The organism is Asticcacaulis sp. (assembly GCF_027484505.1).
Taxonomy (GTDB): Bacteria; Pseudomonadota; Alphaproteobacteria; order Caulobacterales; family Caulobacteraceae; genus Asticcacaulis.
In genome coordinates this window covers 1-4,821 of record NZ_JAIXSV010000179.1, presented here as the reverse complement: position 1 = coordinate 4,821, position 4,821 = coordinate 1, and the positions used below count along the sequence as shown (strand labels likewise).

3 protein-coding genes and 1 riboswitch are annotated in these 4,821 nt (G+C 63.1%); all 3 genes read right to left on the bottom strand.

The window, feature by feature from the left end; translation table 11 throughout:
- Window positions 1-161 precede the first annotated feature (161 nt).
- Window positions 162-416, bottom strand: coding sequence for a hypothetical protein (locus Q0072_RS11040; RefSeq protein ID WP_298329793.1), 255 nt, complete (start codon window positions 414-416; stop codon window positions 162-164).
- A gap of 92 nt (window positions 417-508) precedes the next feature.
- Window positions 509-2,341: an aminopeptidase P family protein gene (locus Q0072_RS11035; protein ID WP_298329790.1), complete on the bottom strand. Its 1,833-nt coding sequence runs from the start codon at window positions 2,339-2,341 to the stop codon at window positions 509-511.
- A 72-nt stretch (window positions 2,342-2,413) separates the two neighbouring features.
- Complete coding sequence (locus Q0072_RS11030; RefSeq protein ID WP_298329787.1) at window positions 2,414-4,243, bottom strand: TonB-dependent siderophore receptor; 1,830 nt, start codon at window positions 4,241-4,243, stop codon at window positions 2,414-2,416.
- Window positions 4,244-4,456: 213 nt separating this feature from the next.
- Window positions 4,457-4,646: riboswitch (cobalamin riboswitch) on the bottom strand.
- Window positions 4,647-4,821 lie beyond the last annotated feature (175 nt).

Genomic DNA, 4,821 nt, shown 5'->3' with positions numbered 1-4,821 from the left:
TTCTCCTCCCTACGAAGTGGGGAGGTGGCAGCGAGCGAAGCGAAGCTGACGGAGGGGTATAACCGTCCGTAAGATACCCCTCCGCCTCGTAAACTCGGCACCTCCCCATAAAATGGGGAGGAGTAAGATCGCAAAAATTAGATCGTTACCACAGTCTAGGCTCAATCCATCGCGGTGGCGAAATAGGCCTGCTCCTGCGCCGTCAGTTGCGGTTCGGGGAACAGGGTGCGGTCAGCCACAGACACCGCGCCAAACAGGGCGATCAGACCGGCTACAAAGCCCGTACCGATCAGGAAATGCTTACGGGCAGCCTTACGCGCCTCGGCTTCGGGCGACAGGGCGCGCGCCGGACTGTGCGAAACGGTGAACTGACCGAAGGTGTCGGTGGCGGGTTGAAAAACGGTGCTGGCAGGCATGGTGTCCCTCCGCAGACTGATGGTTACGGGGACACCTTACGCCCGGCCGGATAAGGGCGCAGGCCGTTCTGATTTTGCCGGATATAAAGCCTTTATAAAGGGGCGCAGACGGTTTTAAGCCACTCCGCCACCTCCGGTTTCACGCGCGGCGACAGCAGGCGCAGCACCTCGGCGTGGTAATCGTCCATATAGCGGCGCTCCGCTTCGCTGAGCAGCGACACCTCGATCAGGGTGCGGTCAATCGGGGCCCAGGTCAGGTTTTTGAAGCCCAGCATCGGGCGTTCACCGCCCGTGATCGGCTTGGCCTCGGTGACGTATTGCAGGTTCTCGATACGGATACCAAAGTCACCGGCCTTATAGAAGCCCGGTTCGTTGGAAACGATCATACCCGGTTGCAGGGCATAGGCATTTAGGGCTTTGGCGATACGCTGCGGGCCTTCGTGCACGCCCAGATAGACGCCAACGCCGTGGCCGGTGCCGTGGTCGTAGTCAAACCCGGTGTTCCACAGGAACTGCCGCGCCAGCACGTCGAGATGCGTGCCGGTCGTGCCCGCCGGGAAGCGAATGGTGGCCAGAGCAATATGCCCCTTAAGCACCAGGGTGAACATACGCTTGTGTTCGGCGCTTGGTGTGCCGATGGCCATGGTGCGGGTGACATCCGTGGTGCCATCGACGTACTGACCGCCGGAATCGACCAGCAGCAGATTGCCCGGTGCGATGCGGATATTGCTCTGTTCGGTGACGCGGTAATGCGGCAGGGCGCCGTGCGGGCCAAAGCCGGAAATGGTGTCGAAGCTGAGGTCCTTCACCACGCCTGAGGCGATGCGTAAGCCCTCCAGCTTCTTTGCCACCTCGATTTCGGAGGGCAGGGCGGTCTGCGCCTCGGTGGCCACCCAGTAGAGGAATTCGCTGAGGATGGCCCCGTCGCGGATATGGGCTTCGGTGGTGCCGGCAATCTCTGCGGCGTTTTTGCAGGCGCGCGGGACAAGGCAGGGATCGTCGCCCGCAACGGCGGTGGCCCCGGCCCCTTCGATGGCCTGCACCCACCAGGCCGAGGACCAGTTGGGATCGACCAGTACGCCCTGACCGGACAGGGCCGTCAGCGCCGCCGGGATGTCCGTGGGCGTTTTCAGCGCCACCTCATTGCCCAGCCATTCGCCCAAACCGTCCGTCACCTTGGCGGGTTCGAGGAACAGTTCCGCCGTGCCGTCGGCCTTGAGCAGGGCCTGCGCCAGCGGCAGGGGCGAGCGGATGACGTCGCCGCCGCGCACATTGAACAGCCAGGCGATAGACGACGGCGCGGTGATCAGGACAGCGGCCACGCCCTTCTGACGCAGGCTTTCGGCCAGTGTGGCGCGCTTGTCGCCCGACGCCACGCCGGCAAATTGCAGCGGCTGCGGCACCACCGGCGTCATCGGCTGGGCCGGCCGCGCCGCCCCCCAGGCGAGGTCGATGGGGTTGGGATCAACGGCTTTCAGGGTGACGCCGACGCGGGTGGCTGCCTGTTGCAGCGCCTTGAGCGCCGCCGGGCTGTGCAGGTGCGGATCATAGCCGATGACGCTGCCGCGCGGCTGAGCGGCGATGTCCTCGGCGATGGCGGTGGCGGTGAAATCGACGACCTCGAATACCGAAGGATCGGTCTGTTCGCGCGATTGCAGGGTGTAGCGGCCATCGGCAAACAGGATGGCTTTGTCCTTGAGGATCAGGGCCGCGCCAGCCGAGCCGGTAAAACCTGATACCCAGGCCAGACGCTCATTGGCGTCGGGCAGATATTCGTTCTGATGCTCGTCCTCGTGCGGGACGATAAAGCCGTCGATACCCAGCCCGGCAAACTGCGCCCGCAGGGCGGCGACATGGGTTACACCCTGCGACGGATGGGTGGTGACGCTGTAGGTCTGAAACGCGTGGGCGGTATCGGCGGTCATGGTGGGGGCCTCGGTCGATGGAGGCCCCCTATATAGACCGTCAGGATTTGGTTTCAAATCCTATCATCAGCCTCAATACTTGGCGCGCACGCCCAGCCACAGGCGGCGGCCGACCGAGCCATAGTTGGCGGCGGTCTCATAGTCTTCGTCTGTGGCGTTTTCGACGCGCCCGAACAGCGCCACCGTGTCGTTCAGCGCATAGCTGGCGCGCAGGTCGAGCAGGGTATAGGCGTCGAGACGACGGGTATTATAGATGTTCTCGAACGACTTACCTGCGTAACGCAGCGAGGCTCCGAGTTCGAGCGCCGCCGTCGCCTGCCACTCGACGCTGGCATTGGCCAGATGGCGCGGTGCCCGGCCCAGATCGTTGCGGAAGGTCGCGCTGGTCCGGGCGTCATCGCGGGCGATGATGTGGCTGTAATTGCCCGACAGGCGCACGCTCTGGCTCAGCTTCGTCTCGCCTTCCAGCTCGATGCCGTAGGCCTTGGTGCGGGCGATATTGCCATAGCGGAAGGACGACATATCGTAGTCGATCTGATTGTCGGTCTTACGCCCGAACAGCGAGACGCCGATGCGGCTATCGTTCGCGCCATAATAATCGACGCCGACATCGAGATTGGTCGCTTCCTCAGGCTTGAGCCTGAGATTACCGGACCAGCCGTCATAGAGCTGATACAGGCTGGGGGCCTTGAAGCCCTGACCCAGGCTGCTGCGCAGCACCAGAGACGGCGACAGAGCATAGGCGACGGCCACCTGAGCGATGGTATTGCCCCCAAAGACCGAGTGATCGTCGTAGCGCACGCTGGCGTTCACCGTCAGGGCGGGCGTCACGTCCTGACGCAGTTGCGCGAACAGGCCGTTGAGGGTGACGCGCTTGTTGAGGCCGGAGGCAATAGCTTGCGAGCGCTCGCTTGATGCCCCGAAGACCAGTTTGGACGTCTCCGACAGGGCCAGAGCCCCGGTGTAGTCAAAGCTGGTCTGACGCCCTTCAAACGGATAGGCGGTGGCATTGGCGAGGTCAGAGGTCGAACGCTTGGTCGTGCTGTAGCTGAGGGTGAAGGTCTGCTTCAGCGCGCCGCCAAAGGCCTGCGTGTAGTAGCCGAGGCTGGCCAGATTTTCATTCTGAAAGCCGGTGTCGCGGGTGTCCGCCAGTTGGAACGCCGCATTATAGCCGTCGAAATCGTAGTCGCTTTCGGTGCGGGCCAGACGGGCGCGCAGGCCCGACGTGTCGCTCAGGGCGTAGTGAACATAGGCGTTGAGGTGCTTTTGCGTAAAGCCGTCCTTTTCCGCTCCGCCGCGCAGCGACGACACCCCCTCATCGTCGATATAGGACGCCGCCAGACGCCAGCTCAGTGGGCCCGTCTTACCTCCGATACCGGCCTTGCCCACGACGTATTCATCGAGGCCTTCGACAGAGCCTTGCGCCTCAAACGGGGCCGTGGGCGTGCGGGTCGTCACCGACACCACGCCGCCGATGGCCTGAGAGCCCCACAGGGTCGAAAGCGGCCCGCGCAGAATTTCGACGCGCTCGGCATCATTCAGTGCCAGCAGGCCTAGGTTCAGCCCGCCGCCGATCATCGACGGGTCGCCCAGCTTTACGCCATCGACGATAAACAGGCTGCGGTCGCTTTCGGCCCCGCGAAAGCGCGCCGTGCCGGCCTGACCGGGTCCGCCGGTTTGGGCGATGGAAACCGACGGCGTGCGGGCGATCAGGTCTTTTAGATAGACCGATTGACTGCGCTCTATGGCGGCGGCGTCAAATGTGGTGACGCTCTGGCCCACCTTGGACAGGGCCACAGGTTCACGGGTCAGGGTGATGATCACCTCCTGCGGGGCGTCTTCGGCCAGCGCAGGTGAGGTGAGGAGGGCGGCAAACGCAACGCCGCAAAGGAGAGTTTTCAAGGTCTTATGCCTATTCACAACAGGACGAGCGCCCCGGACGGACCGGCGCGCACAACGAATCGTCTCTGAGGAAGGCCTTTGTCAGAGCGTATTTCGATTGCATCGAAACCACGCTCTAAATTTTGGTTAACGCGCTTTTTCATCCGAAAAGTGCGTCACACTTTTCGGAAAGCACTCAAAGGCTTATCCGCTCTTGTGGCACACCCCGACCACGCGAAGGACGACAGCAGGGGCAGGTCTCCTGGCTCACGTCTCAGGCACATTCCGCCGCCTTCCCGGTTCAGAAACAACCAGTGGCATATGGCGGAACACTCGACGCTTACAGTTGCGGGGACAGCGCAGGCCTTGCACCTGCTTCCCTTTTAAGCCGCATCTCTGCGGCACCGTCTGCACAGGGTCGGGGTAGGTGAGCAGGGCGAGAAGGTCAAGCGTGGTGCGTGTGTATAAAGCCGAGTGTGGCGCTTAGGACGCGGTATCTGTGCCTAACAAGACCCGCAGCACCGACTTGGCCGCGTCGAAGGGGGCCGGGCTGCGCGTGGCCTGAGCGGCGACGACCGCGCCATTGAACAGCACCATCG

Excerpts from the sequence above, each read along its gene's own strand:
- Q0072_RS11040 (WP_298329793.1), bottom strand. The coding sequence starts at position 416 with ATGCCTGCCAGCACCGTTTTTCAACCCGCCACCGACACCTTCGGTCAG.
- Q0072_RS11035 (WP_298329790.1), bottom strand. The coding sequence starts at position 2,341 with ATGACCGCCGATACCGCCCACGCGTTTCAGACCTACAGCGTCACCACC.